Origin of the sequence: Coprococcus sp. RTP31081st1_H1_RTP31081_211007 (genome assembly GCF_040227275.1) — a bacterium.
Taxonomy (GTDB): domain Bacteria; phylum Bacillota; class Clostridia; order Lachnospirales; family Lachnospiraceae; genus Coprococcus; species Coprococcus aceti.
Window position 1 is genome coordinate 148,831 of sequence record NZ_JBEHVP010000005.1, and the last position, 25,430, is coordinate 174,260.

At 43.2% G+C, this 25,430-nt stretch carries 22 protein-coding genes and 2 tRNA genes; 7 read left to right on the forward strand and 17 right to left on the reverse strand.

The window, feature by feature from the left end; all coding sequences use genetic code 11:
* Nucleotides 1–39 precede the first annotated feature (39 nt).
* Nucleotides 40–2,457, reverse strand: a complete 2,418-nt coding sequence (gene leuS / locus ABUA31_RS09700; RefSeq protein WP_055273314.1) for a leucine--tRNA ligase — start codon at nt 2,455–2,457, stop codon at nt 40–42.
* Nucleotides 2,458–2,590: 133 nt separating this feature from the next.
* Nucleotides 2,591–3,091, reverse strand: a complete 501-nt coding sequence (locus ABUA31_RS09705) for an NUDIX hydrolase (protein ID WP_015533927.1) — start codon at nt 3,089–3,091, stop codon at nt 2,591–2,593.
* A 191-nt stretch (nt 3,092–3,282) separates the two neighbouring features.
* On the opposite strand from ABUA31_RS09705, the gene ABUA31_RS09710 reads away from it, so the two are divergent.
* The 3 genes from ABUA31_RS09710 to typA all read left to right on the forward strand — a co-directional run bounded on the left by ABUA31_RS09710 (nt 3,283) and on the right by typA (nt 7,071).
* Nucleotides 3,283–4,086 (forward strand): class I SAM-dependent DNA methyltransferase, encoded by an 804-nt coding sequence (locus tag ABUA31_RS09710; protein ID WP_055223290.1) that lies wholly within the window; start codon nt 3,283–3,285, stop codon nt 4,084–4,086.
* 143 nt (nt 4,087–4,229) lie between these two features.
* Nucleotides 4,230–5,114 carry an Hsp33 family molecular chaperone HslO gene (gene hslO, locus ABUA31_RS09715; RefSeq protein ID WP_015533929.1) on the forward strand — a complete coding sequence of 295 codons (885 nt, stop codon included), beginning with the start codon at nt 4,230–4,232 and terminating at the stop codon, nt 5,112–5,114.
* 130 nt (nt 5,115–5,244) lie between these two features.
* Nucleotides 5,245–7,071: a translational GTPase TypA gene (gene typA, locus ABUA31_RS09720; protein ID WP_022215896.1), complete on the forward strand. Its 1,827-nt coding sequence runs from the start codon at nt 5,245–5,247 to the stop codon at nt 7,069–7,071.
* A gap of 243 nt (nt 7,072–7,314) precedes the next feature.
* Here the strand turns inward: typA and ABUA31_RS09725 are convergent, their stop codons facing one another.
* The 3 genes from ABUA31_RS09725 to ABUA31_RS09735 all read right to left on the reverse strand — a co-directional run bounded on the left by ABUA31_RS09725 (nt 7,315) and on the right by ABUA31_RS09735 (nt 9,645).
* Nucleotides 7,315–8,691, reverse strand: a complete 1,377-nt coding sequence (locus ABUA31_RS09725) for an ABC transporter permease (RefSeq protein WP_349818738.1) — start codon at nt 8,689–8,691, stop codon at nt 7,315–7,317.
* 41 nt (nt 8,692–8,732) lie between these two features.
* Entirely contained in the window at nt 8,733–9,077 is a 345-nt protein-coding gene (locus tag ABUA31_RS09730; protein WP_238051378.1) for a hypothetical protein, read from the reverse strand.
* A 208-nt stretch (nt 9,078–9,285) separates the two neighbouring features.
* Nucleotides 9,286–9,645: a helix-turn-helix transcriptional regulator gene (locus ABUA31_RS09735; protein ID WP_022215893.1), complete on the reverse strand. Its 360-nt coding sequence runs from the start codon at nt 9,643–9,645 to the stop codon at nt 9,286–9,288.
* A 166-nt stretch (nt 9,646–9,811) separates the two neighbouring features.
* Between ABUA31_RS09735 and ABUA31_RS09740 the strand changes: the two genes are divergently transcribed.
* The 4 genes from ABUA31_RS09740 to ABUA31_RS09755 all read left to right on the forward strand — a co-directional run bounded on the left by ABUA31_RS09740 (nt 9,812) and on the right by ABUA31_RS09755 (nt 12,319).
* Nucleotides 9,812–10,438 carry a response regulator transcription factor gene (locus ABUA31_RS09740; protein ID WP_330377953.1) on the forward strand — a complete coding sequence of 209 codons (627 nt, stop codon included), beginning with the start codon at nt 9,812–9,814 and terminating at the stop codon, nt 10,436–10,438.
* Nucleotides 10,426–10,929, forward strand: a complete 504-nt coding sequence (locus ABUA31_RS09745) for a hypothetical protein (RefSeq protein WP_238051380.1) — start codon at nt 10,426–10,428, stop codon at nt 10,927–10,929. Before ABUA31_RS09740 ends, ABUA31_RS09745 begins: the two co-directional genes overlap by 13 nt.
* 68 nt (nt 10,930–10,997) lie before the next feature.
* A complete protein-coding gene (locus ABUA31_RS09750) occupies nt 10,998–11,747 on the forward strand; it encodes a sensor histidine kinase (RefSeq protein ID WP_242857342.1) in 750 nt (249 codons plus the stop codon).
* Between the two features lie 56 nt (nt 11,748–11,803).
* Nucleotides 11,804–12,319, forward strand: a complete 516-nt coding sequence (locus tag ABUA31_RS09755) for an immunoglobulin-like domain-containing protein (RefSeq protein WP_022215889.1) — start codon at nt 11,804–11,806, stop codon at nt 12,317–12,319.
* Nucleotides 12,320–12,461: 142 nt separating this feature from the next.
* Here the strand turns inward: ABUA31_RS09755 and ABUA31_RS09760 are convergent, their stop codons facing one another.
* The 12 genes from ABUA31_RS09760 to ABUA31_RS09815 form a co-directional block, all read right to left on the reverse strand.
* The gene (locus ABUA31_RS09760) at nt 12,462–13,346 is read right to left on the reverse strand and encodes a hypothetical protein (RefSeq protein ID WP_349818739.1); all 885 of its coding nucleotides are present in this window, start codon (nt 13,344–13,346) and stop codon (nt 12,462–12,464) included.
* Nucleotides 13,347–13,469: 123 nt separating this feature from the next.
* The gene (locus ABUA31_RS09765; RefSeq protein ID WP_015533935.1) at nt 13,470–13,685 is read right to left on the reverse strand and encodes a hypothetical protein; all 216 of its coding nucleotides are present in this window, start codon (nt 13,683–13,685) and stop codon (nt 13,470–13,472) included.
* A gap of 296 nt (nt 13,686–13,981) precedes the next feature.
* Nucleotides 13,982–15,733, reverse strand: coding sequence for an aspartate--tRNA ligase (aspS, locus tag ABUA31_RS09770; protein ID WP_349818740.1), 1,752 nt, complete (start codon nt 15,731–15,733; stop codon nt 13,982–13,984).
* Nucleotides 15,734–16,294: 561 nt separating this feature from the next.
* Complete coding sequence (locus tag ABUA31_RS09775) at nt 16,295–16,657, reverse strand: YccF domain-containing protein (protein ID WP_015533938.1); 363 nt, start codon at nt 16,655–16,657, stop codon at nt 16,295–16,297.
* Nucleotides 16,658–16,668: 11 nt separating this feature from the next.
* A complete protein-coding gene (locus tag ABUA31_RS09780) occupies nt 16,669–17,637 on the reverse strand; it encodes a tRNA dihydrouridine synthase (RefSeq protein ID WP_055146980.1) in 969 nt (322 codons plus the stop codon).
* 126 nt (nt 17,638–17,763) lie between these two features.
* Nucleotides 17,764–19,185 (reverse strand): sodium-dependent transporter, encoded by a 1,422-nt coding sequence (locus ABUA31_RS09785; RefSeq protein WP_055280491.1) that lies wholly within the window; start codon nt 19,183–19,185, stop codon nt 17,764–17,766.
* A gap of 23 nt (nt 19,186–19,208) precedes the next feature.
* Nucleotides 19,209–20,060 (reverse strand): PHP-associated domain-containing protein, encoded by an 852-nt coding sequence (locus tag ABUA31_RS09790; protein WP_349818741.1) that lies wholly within the window; start codon nt 20,058–20,060, stop codon nt 19,209–19,211.
* A gap of 38 nt (nt 20,061–20,098) precedes the next feature.
* Nucleotides 20,099–21,139: a signal peptidase I gene (lepB, locus tag ABUA31_RS09795; RefSeq protein WP_015533941.1), complete on the reverse strand. Its 1,041-nt coding sequence runs from the start codon at nt 21,137–21,139 to the stop codon at nt 20,099–20,101.
* Nucleotides 21,140–21,271: 132 nt separating this feature from the next.
* Complete coding sequence (gene guaB / locus ABUA31_RS09800; RefSeq protein WP_015533942.1) at nt 21,272–22,723, reverse strand: IMP dehydrogenase; 1,452 nt, start codon at nt 22,721–22,723, stop codon at nt 21,272–21,274.
* Between the two features lie 151 nt (nt 22,724–22,874).
* Nucleotides 22,875–25,010 (reverse strand): LTA synthase family protein, encoded by a 2,136-nt coding sequence (locus ABUA31_RS09805; RefSeq protein ID WP_349818742.1) that lies wholly within the window; start codon nt 25,008–25,010, stop codon nt 22,875–22,877.
* Between the two features lie 174 nt (nt 25,011–25,184).
* Nucleotides 25,185–25,256, reverse strand: a tRNA-Gly gene (locus ABUA31_RS09810).
* 98 nt (nt 25,257–25,354) lie between these two features.
* Nucleotides 25,355–25,426: transfer RNA gene (locus tag ABUA31_RS09815), tRNA-Gly, on the reverse strand.
* Nucleotides 25,427–25,430: the final 4 nt, after the last annotated feature.

Here is a 25,430-nt window from a genome sequence, read left to right on the forward strand (position 1 = left end):
GGATTTTTCTCCATGTGGCTTTCTCATGTTTATAGTTTTTTATTTCATAACAATATTCACAATACGTCCAGGAACATAGATCTCCTTGATAACGTTACCTGTGAGCTTGTCGGCGATCACTTCCTTAGCCTTTGCGATAACCTCATCCTTTGGATCCTCCTTGCCGATCGCAAGTGTTGCCTTAGTCTTACCGTTGATCTGTACAGCGATCTCTACTGTTGACTCTACTGTCTTTGCCTCATCGAACTCTGGCCATGTCTGCTGATATACATATCCGCCATAGTTCTTTACTGACCACAGCTCCTCTGTGATATGAGGTGCAACAGGGTTTAACAGGATGAGCAGTGTCTTGAACTCATCTGCTGTAACGCTTCCCTTCTTGTAGAAGTCGTTGAGAAGTGCCATCATGGCTGCGATAGCTGTGTTGTACTTCAGGTTCTCGAAGTCATTTGAAACCTTCTTGATAACCTGGTGCATCTTGGTCTCCATATCCTTGGAGTAGCCCTTCTCGTCTGTCACACTGTCCTGAAGCTTCCATACTCTGTCGAGGAATCTTCTACATCCCTTGACACCATCCTCTGACCATGAAGCTGCAAGGTCAAATGCTCCGATGAACATCTCGTAGGTACGAAGTGTATCTGCGCCATATACATCTACGATGTCGTCAGGATTTACAACGTTGCCTCTTGACTTACTCATCTTCTCACCGTTCTCACCGAGGATCATACCATGTGATGTTCTCTTCTGGTATGGCTCTGATGTAGGAACTACGCCCTGATCGTACAGGAACTTGTGCCAGAATCTTGAATACAGAAGGTGGAGTGTTGTATGCTCCATTCCTCCGTTGTACCAGTCAACAGGAAGCCAGTACTTGAGTGCCTCCTTGCTTGCAAGAGCCTCTGTGTTGTGAGGATCTGTATATCTGAGGAAATACCATGATGATCCAGCCCACTGTGGCATAGTATCCGTCTCTCTCTTTGCAGGGCCGCCACAGCATGGACATGTGGTGTTTACCCAGTCTGTCATAGCTGCAAGTGGTGACTCACCATTGTCTGTCGGCATATAACTGTCAACCTCCGGAAGGAGAAGTGGAAGCTGGCTCTCGTCGATTGGAACATAACCACACTTATCGCAGTGAACGATAGGAATTGGCTCGCCCCAGTATCTCTGACGTGAGAATACCCAGTCACGGAGCTTGTAGTTGGTCTTTGCCTGACCGATACCCTTCTCCTCAAGGAACTTGATCATCTTCTCCTTTGCATCCTTTACCTCAAGGCCGTTGAGGAAATCTGAGTTGATGAGCACTCCTGTTGCCACGTCTGTAAATGCAGCCTCATTTATATCTACTTCCTCTCCATCCTTTGCAACAACCTGGATGAGTGGAAGTCCGAACTTCTTTGCAAATTCCCAGTCTCTGTCATCATGTGCAGGAACCGCCATGATAGCACCTGTTCCGTAGCTCATGAGTACATAGTCCGATACGTATATAGGGATCTCCTTGCCATTTACAGGGTTGATGGCTGTGAGTCCGTCTATGCATACACCAGTCTTATCCTTTGCAAGCTCTGAACGCTCAAAGTCGCTCTTCTTCGCTGCCTGCTCACGGTATGCCTCGATGTCTGACCAGTTGCCGATCTCGTCCTTGTACTTGTCAAGGATTGGATGCTCTGGTGAAACAACCATGTATGTTACTCCGAATAATGTATCGCATCTTGTTGTATATATGCGGAGCTTGTCCTCTTTGCCCTTTACTGAGAAATCTACCTCAGCTCCTGTTGAACGTCCGATCCAGTTCTTCTGTGAAACCTTTACACGCTCGATGTAATCCACGCCGTCAAGTCCTTCAATGAGCTTGTCTGCGTAATCTGTGATCTTGAGCATCCACTCAGACTTAACCTTGCGGACAACCTCGCTGCCACAACGCTCACATACGCCATTGACAACCTCCTCATTTGCAAGACCAACCTTACATGATGTACACCAGTTGATAGGCATCTCCTTCTTGTATGCGAGACCAGCCTTGAAGAGTTTGAGGAATATCCACTGTGTCCACTTGTAATATTCAGGATCAGTTGTGTTGATCTCTCTGTCCCAGTCGAATGAGTATCCAAGTGAGTGGAGCTGCTTTTTGAATCTTGCAACATTTGTCTTGGTTACTTCCTTTGGATGGATCTTGTTCTTGATCGCATAGTTCTCTGTAGGGAGACCAAATGCATCCCAGCCCATTGGATACAGAACGTTGTAGCCCTGCATTCTTCTCTTTCTTGCTACTATATCAAGCGCTGTGTATGGTCTTGGATGACCTACGTGAAGTCCCTGTCCTGATGGGTATGGGAATTCAACTAACGCATAATACTTTGGTTTTGAATAATCATCTGTAGCAGCAAATGCCTTGTTGTCATCCCAGACCTTCTGCCACTTTCCTTCAACGACTTTGTGGTTGTATGTCTCAGCCATTTTTGAAAATGCCTCCTTGAAATTTATCTTTTCAGGCTTTATAACGCTTTTTCGCCCGATTCCTCTCTAATCTTAACTATATTAGCATATATGCCGTGTTTTTCAAACTGTTTTTTGGTATAAGCAGCCCGGCTTATTCAAACACTTTCTTGATACTGTCATAATGAAGGAAGATTCCCTGCTCTGCATATTCCTTTATCTCATCCAGAGTTGCCAGCTTAAAACCATCAGTCTCCGCCTCCTGAGGCCTGATATCTATTTCCGAAAAATCTCCAGTAAACTTATAGACATCCACAAAGTAGTTGTCCTTCTCATCCGGGTTATCTCTCCTATATGTAAACTGCAAGCCTCCATCGAAATCACTTACGTCTATGCCTGTCTCCTCTATTACCTCTCGTCTGACAGCCTCTATGGATGACTCTCCTGCCTGCACTCCGCCGCCGGATACCTCCCACCAGCCTGCTGCCCACGCCTTTGTCATGACACGCTTGGTTATCAGATACTTTCCCTCTCTGTTCTGGAGCACACCGAGCACTGTGAGGTGATAATCCCCCGGTTTCATATTCCAGTCATTTCTCTTCATCGTGCGCCCTGTAGGCTGCTTGTTTACATCGTAAATATCCCAGTATTCCATCTCTGCTTGTCCTCTTTCTGATTTTTATATTTGTTCTGCCCAGTAACATAATAAATGCTATTTTAAGTTTCTTCAACAATCATTCGAATTTTATGCATAATTATTTATTGCAGTTTACTATAAAACTTAAGCTGTGGTACAATTCAAACTGTTATCAAGAGATTTGACCAGCGCAGGCTGAAGGAGGAAGCATGAACGCTTATGAGGTATTCGCCAGTGTCTATGATGAACTGATGGACAACATTCCATATGATGACTGGTGCACATATATAATAGAAGTTTTGAGAAAATACGGAGTGAACGAAGGGCTCATATGTGAGCTTGGATGTGGCACCGGAGAGATAACGGAAAGGCTTGCGGATGCCGGATACGACATGATCGGTATCGACAATTCATATGAGATGCTTGAGGTGGCAAATGAAAAAAAACTTGATACAGGTCACGAATCCATCTTGTATCTCATGCAGGACATGAGGGAATTTGAGCTCTTCGGCACGGTGAATGCCATCGTATGTGTGTGTGACAGCATCAACTATCTCACTGAGCTTTCAGATATCACACATGTATTCAGGCTGGCAAATAACTATCTCGAATCAAAGGGCATATTTATCTGCGACTTCAAGACCCGCCATTATTTCAAGGATGTGGTTGCCGACAGCACCATAGCCGAGGACAGGGACGACGTGAGCTTTATCTGGGATAACTACTACGATACGGAAACCGATATAAATGAGCTGGCTCTCAGCCTGTTTCTCCCAGAATACCCAGAATCAGGCATTGAACCGGATGATGAGTGTCCTCTATACAGGAAGTATCAGGAATTCCATTATCAGCGAGGCCTGACCCTTGATGACATGAGGACATGCGTTGCTGACTCAGGCATGGAGCTCGTTGCCATGTACGATGCATTTACATGGCTGCCAGCCACAGATTCCAGTGAAAGGGTATACGTGGTTGCAAGGGAGACACACCAGGATAACAAACACTATGAATAGGCTTGTCTTATCATCATTCATAATATAAAATGGTGAAGATTGTCCAATATATCATTAATTATAATGCGATTATATATAGAGATAACCGGACAGATTTCAAAATGTAACAAAACTAATCAACATAGAATAGCGAGGTATACAACATGAGCGATCATATAATAAGAGGTATGGCGGCGAACAATCAGGTAAGATTCTTCGCCGGAACAACAAGAGATATCGTGGAGACTGCAAGATCTATCCACAACACAAGCCCTGTGGCTACAGCCGCACTTGGAAGACTGCTCACAGCAGGAGCACTTATGGGAGCACAGTGCAAGAACGAGTCCGACGTACTCACACTTCAGATCCAGTGCAACGGACCGATCGGAGGACTTACCGTAACTGCAGACGCACATTCAAGAGTCAAGGGATATGTCAACAATCCAAACGTTATCCTTCACGCAAATGACAAGGGTAAGCTGGATGTTGCCAAGGCACTTGATCTCGGCGTGCTTTCAGTTATCAAGGATATCGGTCTCAAGGAGCCTTATGTCGGTCAGACACAGCTCGTGTCCGGTGAGATTGCCGAAGATCTTACTTATTACTTTGCGACATCTGAGCAGATTCCTACATCTGTTGCCCTTGGTGTTCTCATGGAGAAGGACAACACCGTCAAACAGGCAGGCGGCTTCATCATACAGCTTATGCCATTTGCATCGGATGAGCTCATAGACGTTCTTGAGAAGAGACTTAACGAGTTTTCTTCTATCACCAGTCTCCTCGATGCGGGCAAGACTCCTCTTGACATCATCAAGGATGTATTTGAAGGATATGACGTTGTAGTGACCGATGAGTTGCCTACCGAGTGGCACTGCAACTGCAGCAAGGAGAGATACTACAATGCGGTACTCAGCCTTGGCAAAAAAGAGATCGCAAGCCTTCTCGAGGAGGGCGAGCCTATAGAGGTCAACTGCCAGTTCTGCAACTCTCATTACAAGTTCTCACCTGACGAACTCAAAGAGATGCTGCTCAAAGCGGCTGCAAAATAATCATTTTTCCGCCATTTGCCCTCATTTTTACAACATTTTTGTACATTATAATTATTGCATTGGTTTTTTCACTATGCTAGAATGTTAACCGTTGTAAAGTAGACTAAATTTGAAAGAAAGAGTGAAAATTATGAAGATAACAAGAGATGATATCAGAAATGTGGCTATCATCGCCCACGTTGACCACGGTAAAACAACACTTGTAGACGAGCTCTTAAAGCAGAGCGGTGTGTTCCGTGACAATCAGGAGGTCGCTGAGCGTGTCATGGATTCCAACGATATCGAGCGTGAAAGAGGAATCACTATCCTCTCCAAGAATACTGCCGTAACATATGGAAGCACCAAGATCAACATCATTGATACTCCGGGTCATGCAGACTTCGGCGGTGAGGTTGAGCGAGTTCTTAAGATGGTAAACGGAGTAATCCTCGTTGTTGATGCATTTGAGGGTCCTATGCCACAGACCAAGTTCGTTCTGAAGAAGGCTCTTGAGCTTAATCTTGCAGTTATCGTATGTGTAAATAAATGTGATCGTCCTGAGGCACGTCCTGACGAGGTAGTTGACGAAGTTCTTGAGCTCCTCATCGAGCTCGATGCAAATGAGGATCAGCTTGACTGCCCATTTGTATTTGCTTCTGCCAAGTCCGGTTATGCAACACTTGACTCATCCGAGCCAGGCACAGACATGAAGCCTCTGTTCGACACTATAATTGATTACATTCCTGCTCCTACAGGCGATCCTGAGGCAGGTGTACAGATGCTTGTCAGCACAATCGACTACAACGAGTACGTTGGACGTATCGGTGTCGGCAAGGTCGACAATGGTGTCCTCAAGGTAAATGAGGATCTTGTCATAGTAAATGAGCATGACCCGGACAAGCTCGAGAGGGTTCGTATCGGAAAGCTTTTCGAGTATGAGGGTCTTAACAAGATAGAGGTTAAGGAAGCACAGATAGGTTCTATCGTTGCTGTTTCAGGCATCGCAGATGTACAGATAGGTGATACTCTCTGCTCCCCTGAGAATCCTGACCCAATTCCTTTCCAGAAGATTTCTGAGCCAACCATCGCCATGACATTCATGGTAAATGACTCTCCTCTCGCAGGCAAGGAAGGTAAGTTCGTAACATCAAGACATCTTCGTGAGAGACTTTTCAGAGAGCTGAACACAGATGTCAGCCTCCGAGTTGAGGAGACTGACACAACTGAGGCTTTCAAGGTTTCAGGCCGTGGTGAGCTTCACCTGTCAGTCCTCATCGAGAACATGAGACGTGAAGGTTATGAATTTGCAGTAAGTAAGGCTGAGGTTATCTACAAGGAAGATGAGCTCGGACATAAGCTTGAGCCATTTGAGATCGCTTATATAGATGTTCCTGACGAATTTGCAGGTACTATCATCAACATGCTGAACCAGAGAAAGGGTGAGCTTCAGGGAATGGCTCCTACAGGAAATGGAACCACAAGACTTGAGTTCTCTGTTCCATCCCGTGGACTTATCGGATTCCGTGGTGACTTCATGACAGCTACCAAGGGTACAGGTATCATCAACACAACATTTGACGAGTATCTTCCATACAAGGGTGACATGAGCTACCGTTCAAAGGGATCACTCATCGCATTCGAGTCAGGTACTTCGATCACATATGGTCTTTTCAACGCACAGGAGCGTGGAACACTGTTCATCGGACCTGGTGAGCAGGTTTACGCCGGTATGGTTGTAGGTGAGAATCCTCGTGCTGAAGACATGGAGGTCAATGTCTGCAAGAAGAAGCAGCTTACCAACACACGTTCTTCAGGATCAGATGATGCTCTCAAGCTTTCACCTCCAAAGGTGATGAGTCTTGAGCAGGCTCTTGACTTCATCGACACTGATGAGCTTCTGGAGATCACACCAAAGTCATTCAGAATCCGTAAGAAGATTCTTGACCATACTCTTCGTTACAGAGCCAACAGGAAATAAGGACGGACGAAAAGTCCTTTGAGATAGTGAAGCCCGTACACTGTAAGGATGTGGATCCATCACGGGATATACAACAAAAGCAGAGACAGTTCACACATTCTTTGTGTTTTGTGTGAGTTGTCTCTGCTTTTTTTGTGCGTAAAACTGTATCTTTTTTGCTTATTTTCCTCTGAATGATTCAACTTTTCTGTTTTTTGTATCTTTCTGGCTTTTTCTTTATGTTTGCGATAATTTTGTGACCTTTTACCTCCTTGTCACGGCGTCTATTGGTCTTAGTTTTGAGGCCCATCTTGCTGGGAAATAGCCTGCTGCCACTCCGAGGATCACGGAGCCGATGACTCCGGCCAGTGCAAGCCACCATGGGATCATGGCTATCTGGGTTTCTTTTGCAAGGTTGAACATGGAGACGGCGGCTTTATTCACCACTATTCTCACTCCGTAGGAGGATAATACTCCGAGGACGCCTCCGACAAGTCCTATCACTGCGGCCTCCATGAGGAACAGAAGTCTGAGCTCGTCTATGTCGCAGCCGAGGACCTTCAATATACCGATCTCGTTTACCCGGTCGAATACAGAGGTCGTCATGGTGTTGCTTATTCCTATGACAGCCACAATAAGTGCTATCATTCCGATTCCGCCGAGAAGAAGCTGTATCATCTTGAGGTACTTCTGTATCGTGTCCAGATATTCCTTGGAATTCTCTGTCTGATACCCCATGTCCTGAAGCTTTTTTACCATCGCATCGACGTTATTTATATCATCTACGATCACCACCGCTGATGTGTAGACAAATTCACGGTAGCTGTTGCCATTGCCATCCACCGGCTGACCGTAAAGCTTGCCATCGGCGCTGACCTTTCTGAGCAGGCTTTTCAGTGAATCCATATCACAGTATATCGTCTGAGACTTCTCGCTGTAGCTGTCAGAGATGTCCAGCGATTCGTCAGACTCTTCATCCTGAACTGCACTGTCATAAGAAGTGTCAGCAGAAGCATTGTCAGAGCTGTTATCCGTATCTCCATCAGATAAAACCCCGGCGAGCTTCAGTTTGAATATCCTGTCACTTTCACCGCTCCATCCGACGGTCGTGTCAAATCTCTTTCCGACAAGGGATGCAATACTCTTCTTCTCTCTCTTCTCGTAACTGTCAAATGTCTTTTGATTGAAGAACATTTTGCCCACACTGCCGCCCGAGATCAGTTCAGGTGTCCCATGTGAAGAATTGCTGTTTTCCCCATAGGCCAGACTCCAGCCATCAAGCTCATTTCCCGGCACACCCACAAGATTGCCAAAGTATTCATACTCCCCATACTTCATACTCACAGGCACCTCATACAGAGGATAACAACCATCCACATTTGCAAGATCTGTCAATGTAGATATCGTTCTGTCCGTTATCATTCGATCCTTATGCTTACTTCCGGTCTCACTGTATATCGTTATCTGGTTGACACTTCCACTTGCAACCGCAGAATCTATCATCTCGTTCTTGACTCCGATTCCCACAGCCAGAAGTGCTACAACCGATATAACACCTATCATCACGCCGAGAACGGTGAGAAATGTTCTGATCTTTCTTCTCTTCATATTCATAAGACACAAATGCCATATCCACCCCATACAATCTATCTCCTTATAAACTCTCTCCCCGTGACAGGAATCTAAAATTCATCAAGAATCTCCTTTTTTCTCCTTTGCTTTCTTATCACACATATACAGAACAGAGCTATCACTATAACCACAGCAATTACACCATATAACACCTTCTTATCACTGCTTTTTGTGCTGTCCTTTATCTTCTCTACATTGTCATACACCGGAGATTCCACAGTCGCCTTGAAATTCCCCTCAATCGTCGTCTCATTCCCCTCTTTGTCCTCATATGTAACTATCACCTTTGACATATCACCGCTCGCAGCAGTCGTCGCCACGGCATTCGTGAGGATATCTATGCTTCCGCTCTTTCCAGACTCTATATTGCCTATATACGTCTCAATCTCCTCCATACTTCCCAACAAGCAATTTTCAACCGACGCACCGCAGGACGGGAGGGCGAAAATACGGAAAAGGGTACTCTTTTCCTATGCTTGCTAAGAAAGTTTTTTCCTCACTTATCACTACAACGGAACTCCCAGTATGCCAAAAAGCGCAAAAGAAAAACGCCGCAATTCTGCGGCGCTTCATTCACTTTATGCAGACAAAAACGAGGGAACTTTATTCCCCCGTCCTGTCATTGTTGGCTTCCTCTATGCCTTTTGCAGTAGCAGACATGATTTTTAAGTCTGTTTCGCTCATTGTGTCAAGCATGGTATCGAGCTGACGGCGGCGTGTGGACTTCTCTTGTTCCCGTTCCGGGAAAAAGAACTGGTCTACTGATACGTCAAGCAGGGTTACAAGCTCATATAAAATCTGTAAACTTGGGTGCTGCCCGCTGTTTTCAATGGACGCGATATACCGGGGCGCAATATTCAGTGTGTCGGCTAACTGATTGCGTGATATTCCCTTTGCTTTTCTTGCTGCTTTAATGGCTTGCCCGAAAGCCTTAAAATCATACTTCACTTTATCCTGCTTCATATTTTTCACCCTATTACATTTTACTGTTCCTCTTTTCTTTGAGATATGATTACACATATCATAGTATTGATGGCAATAGAGCATAAAACATGCAGAGTAAGGTTGCTACAACTCATATTGCCATATATAATATCTAATGACATCGAAAATTAAAGAAATTGTATCAATGCTGTATTGCTATTTCAGCAAACTTGGATATACGGTATATACTGCAACAGCAGGAAATGCTGCATTAAAAGAAGTAGAAAAAAAACCTGACATTATTTTGTTAGACGTTAATATGCCAGATATTGATGGATTTACTGTTTGTGAAAGAATACGGGATTATGTTTCATGCCCTATAATTTTTTTAACAGCACGCATTGAAGATAGTGATAAAATAAAAGGATTTTCTATTGGCGCAGACGACTATGTAATAAAACCATTTTCTGTTGATGAATTAGAAGCTCGCATTGCAGCACATCTTCGCAGAGAAAAAAGACACAATACATCTTCAAAGGTGCAATTTGATGAAGATATGGTTATAGATTATTCCTCACGTATTGTGTTTTATCATAATAAGGATATGGCTTTTACCAAAAAGGAATTTGATATAATATCTTTCCTTTCACAAAACAAAGGAATTGTTTTTGACCGGGAAACTATTTATGAAAAAGTTTGGGGATTAGACGGCATTGGTGATAATACAGTTGTTACAGAACATATCAGACGTATTAGGGCAAAATTTTTATCTTTAGGCGATAGACCTTACATTGAAACTGTTTGGGGGTGCGGATATAAATGGAAAAATTAAAGAGAAGCAGATGGTTCAATCGGTTAAATAGCATGAGTATTAGGATGTCCTTTGTTCTTTATGCTTTGTTTTCATTGTTGATTGGAATAATTATTTGTATACTTTTAATTTCAATGGTTGACAAATACAGAATAAATTTGAACTATAAGTATGAAAATATGTCAACAAGGTATGATATACCGGAAAATGGTTCATTTACCGCCGCTTATAGTAATGACCAAACAAAATACACAATATTTGATACGAAAGGAAACGAGATATGCAAGTTCAATGTTGATTATCAAAAAGAACGCCCAGTACACGAATATGTCTATCCGAACCATGTTTCATATATCGAAGTTTCACCTAATTTTGCAAACCGGGATAGGCTTATTGACAGTGTTTTAGGTTCATTAAATGTTGCAATTATTCCTATCGTATTATCTATTAATATGATATGTTGTGTAACATTTTTTTATAAAAAAAAATATCGAAACCTATTAAGCTATTAACTAATGCGTATCATAAAATTGAAGCAAATGACTTAGATTTTACGTTATCATATCCATTAAATGATGAAATGGGAAAACTCTGTCATGCCTTTGAAAAAATGAAAGACTGTTTGGCGAAAAATAATGAAACTATGTTTCGACAATTTGCTGAACAGCGCCGCCTAAACGCTGCTTTTTCACATGACTTACGCACTCCTTTGACTTTACTAAAGGGTCATGCTACTATGCTGCTTTCCTTTATTCCCAAAGGCTTAGTATCACAAGAAGAAATATTAGATGAAATATCAGTAATGTCAAAAAATGTTTCACGTCTTGAAAAATATGTAAATGCTATGACGAACTTATATAGGTTAGAGGATATTGATATTCCACGGCAACAGATTACATTTCATGCACTTATTGATAATTTTAATAACACAGCAGAAGCACTTTGTTATGACAAACATTTTTCAATTACTACAAGCGGTGATAATATAACCTTGTTTATCAATTTAAATACAGTCATGCAGATTTATGAAAATTTACTCTCTAATAGTATTAGATACGCAAAAAGTGATATTGCTATTAGCGCAGTAATAGAGAATAATAATTTAGTTATATCTGTTTCAGATGATGGTTGCGGGTTTAAAAATATTGATATTGAAAAAGCGACATTACCATTTTATAAATCATCGAAAGATATATCTACTGAACATTTGGGATTAGGGCTGAATATTAGTAAGATTTTAAGTGAAAGACATGGCGGAAATATCCAAATTGCTAATAATGAAGCAGGGGGAGCATGTGTTACAGTAAAAATAAATTGCAATGAAAGTTGATTGAAAATAGACATTTTATTGCTATTATAAATTTAAAAGAAAGGAGATAAGGACAAATGAAAAAAATAATATGTATGTTTCTAAACTTATCGTTATTGGTGTGTATTGTTGGGTGCAGTCAAGCAAAGGACAGTGATAACCATGTAGTACAAGATTATTCCGAAGAATATGAGGTTTCTCCTTATGGAAGTGAAGAAGCACTTGACACTTTGGGTGATTTGAAGATTTCAATGAGTACAGAAAAGGATTTAGATTTGAAGCACCTTTCATTTCTAATAGAAAATACTTCTGATAAAGAATACCGATATTCACCAAATTATTTTGAAATAGAAGCTGAACAATCCGGCACTTGGTATCAACTTAAACAGCTTGATGACCCCTCAAAGAGCAATGAAAAGGATTGTTTTATTAAGCCTAACGAACGATTAACATTAGAAATTGATGTTAAAAGTTTTTATGGAGAATTGCCTGCTGGACACTATCGTTTGATTAAACAATTTGCGTTCTTTGAAAGTGAAAGAGATTGGGATTACGATACATATAATTTATCTTGCGAATTTACGATAAGGTAAAAATTCTCTACTTCATAAGCATGAAATAAAAAAACGCTTATGAAGTAGAAAGTTCGACTCAGAACTTTTGAAAAGATAGCCAAAAATTACTTTGTGATTTCAGAATAAACATCATGGACTTTTCACACATGTTTTCTTTTTTCTACATCTCTTCGTTTATGATAACACTCTTTATACCTGAGACACTGTTAAGTGCGTTCAGTATACCCGTTACCGCCATGTTGCTATTTTCTTCTGATACACCGCCAAGGTCAAGATATATCATTATCTGGTCTTCACCATTATATATATCAATATACCCCATATAGTTTTCTTCATCACCATTTTGCGAAGAATAATCCGCCATCACCTGCTGGATCTCATCTACCTTCTCATCTGTGACACCGCCATCAATATGCACACTATACAAAAAGCTCTCTCCGTCAAATCCTGCAACATGTGCCTCGTAGTTCAGGTCAAGCTGATCTATCCCAAATATACTGTCAAAGTCGAATTCTCCGTCTTCTCCAAATCCATATTCTCCATAATTTTCTGCCATAGCATCATCCATATTATCTGCCATTTCACTATTCCCCTCTATCTCATTCTCTTTCTCTGCAACCTCCGTCTCATCCTGTTCTTCCGCTGCAGCATCCTCAGGACTTCTCTCAAACCTCGCATATCCGCTGTCATATTTCAGATAAATGACATTCTTCTCAGTTGTGCTGATATATATTTCCTGTCCAGCTTCAAGATCCACGCCTGCTGCCGCAAAATTCTCTGCAGGATAGTCTTTGCTGTCGACCTTTTTTATCGTTCCCGCGATTTCGTATCCTTCCGGCAATTTCTCATCTCTTCCGGTTGCATTGTAATAATAGATATACCCATCATACATAACCTGTGGCTGCTCTATCATTCCGCTTTCCACACCGGTCGAGGTCTCCACGCCATTTGTTCCTGAAACATTTCCCTCAGAACTACCGCAGGCAGTACATGCCATAATCGAAAGCGCCGCAGCACATATAAATATTTCTTTTCGTATCCCCATACAATTTTCCCCTTTTTAATACTTATTTATGGATGTTATTGTAAACCAGCTAACTGTATGTCCATATTAACATGGCTTTCCCAGCTCTGCAACATACATATTATTAAAGTTGTCACCATATGCTCACTTCCGTCCATCCATATCCTCATCCCGGACATATCTCGCATTGAACTCCATATTGATCTCACGGAGCTCCTTCTTCCCATCAATATAATCCTGGTACATCTCTGTGATACCGCACATGCATCCATCGCAGTAAGCATCTATATTTCCCAGAGAATCGGCAACTATCTGCTCTCGTTCTTCCCTAGTTGTGTCCTTTATAAGAAAACCTGCCATCGTCAAAAGCCTCCTCTTACAATTCTCATAAAAACAATTAAAACCGTTTTTATACACAAGTACATGTCAAAAAAACAGGCACTTGTAGTTCTTGATACATAAGATATGAAACATATATACAAACGATAATGAAAGTGACTGATCTTCAGCGCTTACTGCTGCTGCGAAGACCGCACCGCTCTTATCGCGGTTTTCGCAGCATGCAAATGTAAGCAAGCTGAAGTGAAGGTAACTGAATGTGTTTGTATATATGTTTTCATATCCATATCTCGAACTACAAGTGCCGTCCGGCCTTTTTACTGTCTGACCTTAATGTGAACCTCACGGAGCTGCTGCTCTGTAACCTCGCCAGGTGCTCCGCACATAAGATCCTGTGCATTTCCATTCATTGGGAATGGGATGATCTCTCTGATATTATCCTCGTTTCTGAGAAGCATGATCATTCTGTCCACACCAGGAGCCATACCTGCATGAGGTGGTGCTCCGAACTGGAATGCATTGTAGAGTGCTCCGAACTTCTCCTTCAGATCATCCTCTGTGTATCCTGCGATCTCAAATGCCTTAACCATGATCTTCATGTCGTGGTTTCTTACGGCACCTGATGAAAGCTCGATACCGTTGCAGACGATATCGTACTGGTAAGCCAGGATATCAAGTGGATCCTTCTCATTTAACGCCTCAAGTCCGCCCTGTGGCATTGAGAACGGATTGTGAGTGAAGATGATCTTCTTGCTCTCCTTGTCGTACTCGTACATTGGGAAGTCATTTATATAGCAGAAACGGAATGCGTTCTTCTCGTTGAGATCAAGTCTATTACCAAGCTCAACTCTGATCTGTCCTGCAAATGACGCTGCAAGCTCCTCCACGTCTGCGATGAAGAAAATAGTATCTCCAGGCTGAAGGCCTGCAAGCTCTGCGATCTCACCCTTCATATCATCAGGAATGAACTTGTCGATAGGTCCCTTGTATGACATATCCTCAAGTATCTCCAGATATCCAAGGCCGCCCATGCCGATGCTCTGTGCAAACTTGAGCATCTTCTCATGCTGTCCCTTTGAAAGCTTCTTGTGTACATTGATGGCACGTACCGTCTTGCCGTGGAATGGCTTGAATGTACATCTCTGGAAGAAATCTGTAAGATCTATTATTCTAAGTGGGTTTCTGAGGTCAGGCTTATCCGTACCGAACTCAAGCATAGCCTGCTTGTAGCTGATGATCGGATATGGAGCCTGTGTAACAACTGCGCCCTCAGGTGCAAACTTCTCAAATGTTGCTGAGAGGACTTCCTCTCCAATCTTGAATACGTCCTCCTGTGTTGCAAAACTCATCTCAAAGTCGAGCTGGTAGAACTCTCCTGGTGAACGGTCTGCTCTCGCATCCTCATCTCTGAAACAAGGAGCTATCTGGAAGTATTTGTCAAATCCTGATACCATGAGGAGCTGCTTGTACTGCTGTGGTGCCTGTGGAAGTGCATAGAACTTGCCCTTGAACTTTCTTGATGGCACGATGTAATCTCTTGCGCCCTCAGGTGACGAAGCGCAGAGGATAGGTGTCTGGATCTCAAGGAATCCCATCTCAGTCATCTTCTGACGAAGGTAGCTGATGACCTGACTTCTGAATATCATGTTGTCCTTAACCTTCTTGTTTCTGAGGTCAAGATATCTGTACTTGAGTCTCACATCCTCACGTGTCTCCTTGGATGTCTGGATCTCAAATGGAATCTGCTTGTATACCTTACCGAGTATCTCTACAGTCTTCGCCTCAAGCTCGATAGTACCTGTAGGGATCTTAGGGTTGTATGTCTCCTCATCTCTGTGTTCAATGATACCCTCGATTGATACACAATCCTCCTTTGTTATTCCGTCAAGCAGTGATGTGTCTCTCATTACTACCTGGAGCACGCCATACATATCACGAAGATCGATAAATGATACTCCACCGTGGTCACGGATATTCTCTACCCATCCGGCAACCTTAAGTGTCTTTCCCACATCGCCCTCAGTGATCTCGTTCATTGTTCTGTTACGATAAATATTCTCGATTGTCATCTGTTCTCTCCTTTTCTTTACTATTTGCCTGTGGCTTTATGTCCACTTTGGCTTTTTCAGGATTACGCACTGGCTGTTATTTCTCTTGCAAATAGAAAAAGCTTATGTTCATCCTGAATCAGATGCACATATACATATGCAAATATTCAGGACGAACATAAGCTCTCTCAAACTACCTGTCGGTTACTTGTCTGCTTTAATGTCCGCGGTACCACCTGATTTACCGTTACACGATCTTCGTATATTCAAAGCATCGCGTCCCAGTCCCTCTCAGTCACCTTGCTCATGACCTCTCTGCGTATCGTGCAGCTACGGCTCCCCTACTCGACATAAAACACGTATCCCGCTATGGGCTATATCTTTCAGCTTGCGGCTGGTAAAGTGTTATTCACATATATTCACTCCGCCGGACTCCCACCACCACCGGCTCTCTGTGGGCGATAATCTATGCTACTTCTCTTCGTCATTGCCTTATATATGGCGTCAGCACATATCTGACGCCACATTATTATATTCTAGTGATTCAAGTTCTGTCAACTATATTTATGTATATTTCCACCATCATCCCACAATCTCTGCACCAAACGGCATGAGCGACAGTTTGGCGATCTTAAAGAACTGAAGCCCAAATGGAATTCCGACTATCGTTATGCAAAGCAGCAGCCCCAGGCAGGCATTCTCTACCGCCATAGGTATTCCGCAGCAGAGCAGCCATATGATATTCGCGATCAGCGAGCCAGCCCCGCCTCCATACACTATCTCTTTTCCAAATGGAAAGAATGCAAGTCCTGCAAACTTAAAGCACTGCATCCCAATCGGAATCCCTATTATCGTTATACAGCACAGCACCCCGCTTGCCACCCACGAAAGTCCGCTCAATATTCCGCCACATAAAAACCATATACAATTTCCAAGACATCCCATGATATCATCTCCTATCTGCACAGTGCAGCCAGCATCCTGACTGCCGCCTCATACTCACCATTATCTCTAGTCTTCCGGATCTTCTTAAGAGCCCTCTCAGCTCCCTCCACATCATAAAACAGCCTCGACCAGTAAGCCCACAGCTCCTTCATCTTGAACATCGTGTTGCCCCTGCCCACATCCGACTCACAGTAATTCCTGTAAAGTTCATCGTGAAATATGAAGAATCTGTTCCAGTCATATGTACTGTCGCCACACTCTTCTTTTATCCGCTCCGCCAGACAAGGATCAGCTATTATCCCCCTGCCTATCATAACCTTACTTATATCAGGAAAATCACCCGTGAACCTGTCATAATCCGCCACACTGTTTATATCTCCGTTGTAGCACACTGTGTCTGGTCTTCCATATGAAGCCACACCTTCGGCAAACACTTCCATGTTTGGCGTATTCTTGTAGAAATCCGTCTGTATTCTCGGATGTATGATCAGCTCACTTATCGGATACTTCTTATATATTTCTATGATATCCTCAAACTCCACAGAACTGTCTCTTCCTATTCTGGTCTTTATAGACACATCCATCACGTCGGCGGCAAATACTTCATATAAGAAGTTGTCAAGCCTCTCCGTATCGTATATCAAACCCGAGCCTTTATACTTCGTGACAACAGTTTTTGACGGACAGCCGAGATTGATATTCACCTCGTTATATCCAAGCTCCTTCAGGAACTTTGCGGCCTTCACAAATCCCTCGCCGCTGTTGGTCAGAAGCTGCGGCACCACATTTATCCCCTGATTGTTTTCCGGCAGCACATCCCTTAGTTCCCTGTTTCTGAGAGGACGTCCTTTCGCCGGGGCAATGAACGGCATAAAGTATTTGTCAACGCCGCCGAAATATTTGTGATGTGCATTTCTGTATATGTATCCTGTTATCCCCTCCATCGGGGCAAGATATATCAAATCATCCCTGTTGTTCATCCATCATTCTCCCATTAAATCCGTAAACCCGGTATAAATATCCTGCAATGACATTCCTTATGACAAAAATATAGAGGCCTTCATCACTCACATGACAAATGCCTCTACATTATAAACTATATTGTTCTATTTGAACAGATTTGTAACAAACTGTACAAAGTCAATTCCAAATGACTGGAGAAGCAGCAATGCAAGCAGTATTGGTGCCACAAACTTTACCATGACAATATAGAGCTTCTTTCTTCCAAACTTCTCGCCATTTCTTGTAACCTCGTCTATAACCGTCTTAGGCTTCACTACCCAGCCGATAAGTATACATGACAGGATAGCCACAAGCGGCATGAAGATGTTGTTACTCAGGTAATCCATCACATCGAGGATCTGGGCTGTAGCTCCATTTGGAAGCTTGAGCTCAAAGTACCATATGTTGTAACCGAAACATACGACCAACATTCCGACAACCGCATATACAGTTGTTATGACCGCACTCTTCTTTCTCGTGAGATGGAACTTATCCATAAGTCCTGACACTATCGCTTCCATGACCGATACTGAGGATGTGATCGCCGCAAATGTAACCATGATGAAGAACAGGGCTCCGATGACTGTTCCGACCTTACCCATGGCATTGAATACCTTTGGCAGAGATATGAACATAAGTCCAGGGCCCGCTGACATGCCTTCCGTTCCAGAGAACACATACACCGCAGGGACTATCATCAGACCAGCAAGGAAAGCCACTGCCGTGTCAAATATCTCTATCTGATTGATCGACTTCATAAGGTTAACATCCTTCTTAACATATGAGCCATACGCAACCATGATACCCATAGCGACACTTATCGAGAAGAAGAGCTGTCCCATGGCATCCATTACAACCATGAATATATCCCTGAATGTCATTCCCTTAAAATCAGGAATCAAATATACCTTCAGTCCATCAATTCCTGTTCTGATTGTACCATCATCACCGGTATGCTTGATCGTCAGCGAATAGATTGAAATTCCAATTATAAGAATTACCAATATCGGCATGAGCACCTTGCTAAACTTCTCTATTCCCTTTTCAACACCACAGAATACGACAACGCCTGTGGCCGTAAGGAATATAAGTGCAAATACTATAGGCGCAGTCTGGGCTGTTATAAAACCGGTGAAATAACCGTCACCAGTGGCAGCCTCTGTCTGACCTGTAAAATATGCTGTCATATACTTCAGGACCCATCCTCCGATAGTACAGTAATATGGAAGGATTATGACCGGTACGATCCATGCCAGACCGCCAAGCCATTTCCACTTCTTATGTATAAGACCATAAGCGGTGAGCGGTCCCTGCCGAGTCTTTCTTCCTATTGCAATATCTGTTGTGAGCAGTGTGAATCCAAATGTAAGTGCAAGTATTATATACACAAGTATAAACACGCCTCCGTTGTCCTTTGCCGCAAGATATGGAAACCTCCATATATTTCCAAGTCCTACCGCACTTCCCGCTGCTGCCATAACAAAGCCCAGCGTCCCCGTAAAATTACTTCTTTCCTTCTTATTCATAATCGCCCTTTCTGTTTTTGCTTTTATTTTTTGCTATCCAGTCCCCTGTCTGGACATTTACTTTTCCTTTTTGCCTTCAGCTTTGCCGATGCCGCAAAGTATGCGCGACATCTCGCAGGATAATTTCGGAATGCGCCATATATATTGTATAAATAAAATCCATACGTCAGGAATTTACCGGCAGGTCCTATCTTGTCCTTCAAGGTCTTCGGGTATCTCTTTCCGCCAACCTCGGGATGATTGCCGTCATTTATATAATTTATCAGATCATCCTCCGAATGTATATAATCCGGAAGATATGTACCTGCAAGTCCGACACAGTTCTCCTTATGGGCATCGCTTCCACCAAAAACAGGTATATCATAGTATGACGCAAGCCTTCTGGCCATCTTATTCCTCTTGGCTGATTCACAGCAATTATATCCCTCTATGAAGTCAAAATGCTGTGCATATAGTCTGTGCTCTATCACGCCAAGCCTTCTCGTGCTGCCAAAGCTCATGAACTTCTCGCCAAATGGATGAGCTGGGCCAAGTATACCGCCGCACTCGTGCACAAGCCATATCACCCTGATAAGCGCCATGCCCCTATGTTCAAACAGGTCGTACACCTCCTCAGGTGTATCTGATGGCAATACGATGAGGAAATGTCCATAGTCAAACGTATCATACTCAATACCTCTGAGCACAGTGAAATCCTTCACCTTATCTTTCTGCCTTAAGTACGCTTTGTATCCGGAATATGAATCATGGTCTGTGACCAGCATTCCGTGAAAACCACGCTGCTTTAACAGATCAATATAATCAAGAATCTTTACTTTGGCATCGGGTGATCCCTCAGCCGTATGACAATGCATGTCAAATCTTACTCTGTTCATGTGACCATCTCCTCTGATTATCCATCATGACATACAATCTAATACTCTGCTCCGTTTCCAAGCCATGTTATCTGTGAAAATGGGAAATACACAAATTCTGCTTTGGCAAGTATTTTGTCACGCTTCACATAGGTATTCTCCCAAAGTCTGGCATCCGCTGAGTTTGGTCTGTTGTCTCCCAGCATAAAGTAACAGTCCTCAGGAACCTGATACGGTCCAAACGATCTTACGTCAGTCCTTGCCTCATCACTCAGATAATCCTCCTTGAGCGGAGTATCACTTCCATTTATATATACCTTACCATCTATGATCTCCACGGTCTCACCCGGCAGTCCTATGATTCTCTTGATATATACCTGGGACTCATCGTCCGGCCACTTGAATATGGCTATATCGCCACGCTCAGGATCAGAGAACTTATATGTAAGCCTGCTTCCTATTATATTGTCTCCAAGCTGTATTGTCTCAAGCATGGAACCAGTAGGTACATTACAGTTTAATATCACAAATCGTCCCAGCAGAAATGCCAGTACGGCGGCCACAACTACTATCACTATACAATCAATCACATCCTGCTTATAATCACGTTTTATATCTCTGCGCCTTATCCTCATCTGATGCCAGACGACACCGCCATGCTCAGATTCACTCACGCCCTCATCCACAAAACCAAATTGTTCGTAGAATGGGATCATGTTCTCTTTACATGTGAGGACGACTCCGTCGAGTTTACATTTGACCGTCTCCTGAAGAACCTCATGCATTATCTTCGCCGCATATCCATTGTGCTGATAGTCCGGCAGAGTTGACACGCCGAATATCATAAGCCAGCGACCCTTCTTGTCGTAGAAGTCCTCGCCCGTATACATGGCATCGCTCAAATCCTTCTCATTAGTAGTAATGCCATTTATACCTGCTATTATTCGTCCGTCCTTCTTGAGCACCCAGAAGGTTTCTCTGTGTGCCTTCAGTCTTCGCTCTATAGACTCCCGGCTTGCTGCCTCAGCCTCAGGAAATGTCTCCTGCTCAAGCATCACAAGCTGGTCAAGATCTTTTTTACCTGGATTGTTTACCTTCATAAATATCCAAACACCTCTTTTCTAAGACACCTATTCTCCATTATCTCACATAACAGAACGGTGTCAAGAAAAAAGGATGCATATCTGACAGATATGCATCCTCTTATCTGATATCATCTATGCAAATTTCTATTACTCTACACTGTAGTTAGGAGCTTCCTTTGTGATATGGATATCATGTGGATGGCTCTCCTTGAGTGAAGCTGCTGAAATCTTGACGAACTCTGCCTTCTCATGAAGCTCTGCAATGTTCTTTGCTCCGCAGTAACCCATACCTGAACGAAGTCCACCGATGAGCTGGAATACTGTATCCTCAAGTGATCCCTTGTATGCCACACGGCCCTCAACGCCCTCTGGGACAAGCTTTCTTGCGTTCTCCTGGAAGTATCTGTCCTTAGAACCATTCTCCATGGCTGCTATAGATCCCATACCTCTGTATACCTTGTACTTACGTCCCTGATAAAGCTCGAAATCACCAGGAGCCTCATCTGTACCTGCGAACAGGCTTCCCATCATACATACGTTGGCACCTGCTGCCAGAGCCTTTGTGATATCTCCTGAATACTTGATACCGCCATCTGCGATAACAGGGATTCCGGCATTCATAGCTGCATCATATGCCTGCATGATAGCTGTGATCTGTGGTACACCGATACCTGCAACAACTCTTGTTGTACAGATAGAACCAGGTCCGATACCGATCTTGACTGCATCTACACCCATGTCGATCATAGCCTGTGCGCCTGATCTTGTTGCAACGTTACCGGCAATAACCTGAAGGTCAGGATACTTCTCCTTAACCATCTTGAAGGTTCTCAGAACGTTGGCTGAATGTCCATGTGCTGTATCTATAACTATCGCATCAACCTTTGCTGATACGAGCTCTGCAACTCTGTCGAGGATGTTGGCTGTACATCCTACTGCTGCTGCACAGAGAAGTCTGCCCTGTGCGTCATGTGCTGAATATGGGTACTTGATCTGCTTCTCAATATCCTTGATCGTGATGAGTCCCTTCAGATGGAAATCGTCATCAACGATAGGAAGCTTCTCCTTACGAGCCTTTCCAAGGATCTCTCTAGCCTCGTCAAGTGTGATTCCCTCCTTTGCTGTAACAAGACCCTCAGATGTCATTGACTCCTTGATCTTCTTTGTGTAGTCCTTCTCAAACTTCAGATCACGGTTGGTTATGATTCCAACAAGCTTGCCATCCTCTGTGATAGGTACACCTGAGATTCTGAACTTGCTCATAAGCTCGTCAGCATCTGCCAGTGTATGCTCTGGAGATAAGTAAAATGGATCTGATATTACACCGTTCTCTGAACGCTTTACCTTGTCAACTTCCTCTGCCTGCTTCTCTATGGACATGTTCTTGTGGATAACTCCGATACCACCCTGACGAGCCATGGCAATAGCCATTCTGTGCTCTGTAACTGTGTCCATACCGGCACTCATAAGAGGAATGTTCAACTTAATCTTCTGTGTCAGCTTTGTTGTAAGGTCAACGTCATTTGGTAATACCTCAGAATAAGCAGGTACCAATAAAACGTCATCAAATGTAATTCCTTCGCCAATAATCTTACCCATTTTCTTCTCTCTCTTTCTGTAAAATATTTAATAAGAGCATTGTGCTCATTATGTACGTCAATTAGCCTTAATAGAGAAAACACATCACCCAACACTTATCGCGTTGGGTGATGTAACTTTTTAAACATGCTAACAAATTATATAGTTCTTGTCAAGGCAGTTCTTCCGTCTCCATGGTCACATTTGTCTCTGTGTCCTCCGGATCTTCAGGATCTCCCTTATATACATAAGTGTCTTCCACTCCGAAATCTATACTGTCGTCTCCGACCTGCGCCACGGATATCTCCTTGCCCGCCTCAAACGAGTCCTCATATGGAAGAAACAGCGTATCTCTGTCTATATAGATAGTCTCCTTCAAAAAGGCATCATCTATCCACACAAATGTACATTCATTGAAGTTGCTTCCGTGGATATAATATCCATTCATAGGCTGTGGCTCCTCAGCACTCTCACCGTCCCCGGAACCATCATTTGCCGTGAAATCCGCTTCTTCATCAACCGGTGGCACATACACGCCCTTTGTGATCTCCGAGATCCTGATCTTGCTTATGCCGTATTTCATATTCGTCGGCTCATATGGCCATCCATCAGGATACATGTATCTCTGTCCATAAAGCATATCATACTCAATGTTCTCGAGATCATCATCATAGTTTGCATAGCCCGGCTTGTACTTTGACTGGAACTTCTGCACATAGCTCTTCTCAAATCCCAGCATATCAAACACCTTTGTGCTGAGCTGATATGCCTCTATATCCTCATCCTCAACCGGGAAGTTCTTCATATTGCTCCAGACAAAATACTCTGTCTGGTAAAGGTCTCCGTTGGTTATATCGTCCTCTGTGATCTCAAATCCAGGAAGATGGTCTCCATACATAACGAGAACGACCGGCTCATCGTACGCCTTAAGTCTGTCTATAAGCTTGCCAATGAAATCGTCCATCTCGTGGAGCTGGTTACAGTAATATGTCCACTGTGTATCAAGGCTCTCATCGCCTGTTCCGGCAACCTTTATAGGATAACTGTAATTCTCCTCGTCAAGCTCTGATGGGTATCTTCCATGTCCCTGTACGCTGACGGTGAATATGAAATCCCGTCCAGTGGTGGAGTACAGAGTCTTCATGATCTCACCAGTAAGGACATTGTCCTTCTCCCAGTTCTTCTGAGTATGCTCCAGATTGTACATATACTCCATCGGGGTAAATGTATCAAATCCCATGTTTTTATACACCTTGTATCTGTCATAGAATGTACCATCGTGATTGTGCATGGCATGTGTTGAATAACCATCAAGCTTCAGCTGTGTCGCCATGCTCTCTATGGTCTGCTTGCCAAGTATGGTCTTATATGGATACTCACCTGCACCGAAATATGCCACGTTAAATCCCGTGAGCACCTCAAATTCCGAGTTGGCTGTACCTGCACCGATCGCCGGCATCGTCAGGAATCCTGATGTACATTCCTCCTTCAGCTTTGTGAAATTCGGAATAGGATTCTCATTGAACGTGAGGCATTTTACATATGACGGATCCATGAATGACTCAAGCTGTACAAATATAACGTTTGGCTTGTCCTTGCCAAGCTTTGAATCCGTTGTGCCAACACTGTCCAAATCGTCCTTTATCTCAAGCATCTTATCCTCGCTGTAATCACTCGGCTGTCCTATACCTACATCGACCACACTGTTTGAGAAACAGTATACAAATCCATAATTGTTGTATGCCGTTGCAAGGTTTGCAAAATTATCTGATATAGTCTGTGCATTGAGCGCGATCTTGGTGAAGAGCATTACACAGAAGAATGTCGCAACTATAAACACAGTCGTTCTCGTTCTATATATATTGCCCGTAACCGTCGGCGATTTTATGAACAGAACTATGATGGCTGCCAGCGCAACGAACAGAAGCGCAGCTATGAGCACGATCTGCCATACATTAAAATATTTGTCTATGATAGTTATCGTATTCCTCGCCATAAGCATATCGATAGCTGAAAATGGCGTTATTCTGAATCCCAGAACTATGCAGTTCGTGATTCCAAGTATCAGCCATGCAAACGATATAACGCAGTATCCGAATATTCTCTTTCTCATGAGCAGCGAAAGTGTCAGCGTAAAGAAAATGATCGAACAGTTATACAGGAATATGAGCGGCTGATTCCACACATACGATATCGCCTTAAACAGCGAATGTCTTCCAAGAGCTTCCAGAACAACGTCCAGAACAATTGCAAGAACCAGACAGATAAAAACTGCTGAATGATGAAAATTCTTAAGTCTCTCTTTCATAATTTAATCATTACCTCGTAAAAATTATACTTTTTCTGATATTCAACGATTGTGATTGATTATATCACTACATGTCATTTATTCAATAGTAAAAATGTTTAAATTTTATTACCAATCGCTTCTGAGGGCAAAAAAAAATCAGGATTGAATCCTGAGTGTGAATTAATATAAAAGAGCGCGAGACGGGAATCGAACCCGCGACCCTCTCCTTGGCAAGGAGATGCTCCACCGCTGAGCCACTCGCGCTTATCTGTTGTGCTACCAACAACAATATGGATAATATCACACCGCCAGCAAACTGTCAACAACTTTTTTAAAATTTTAGCAACATGGAAATTATCCAGAGCGCGAGACGGGAATCGAACCCGCGACCCTCTCCTTGGCAAGGAGATGCTCCACCGCTGAGCCACTCGCGCTTAT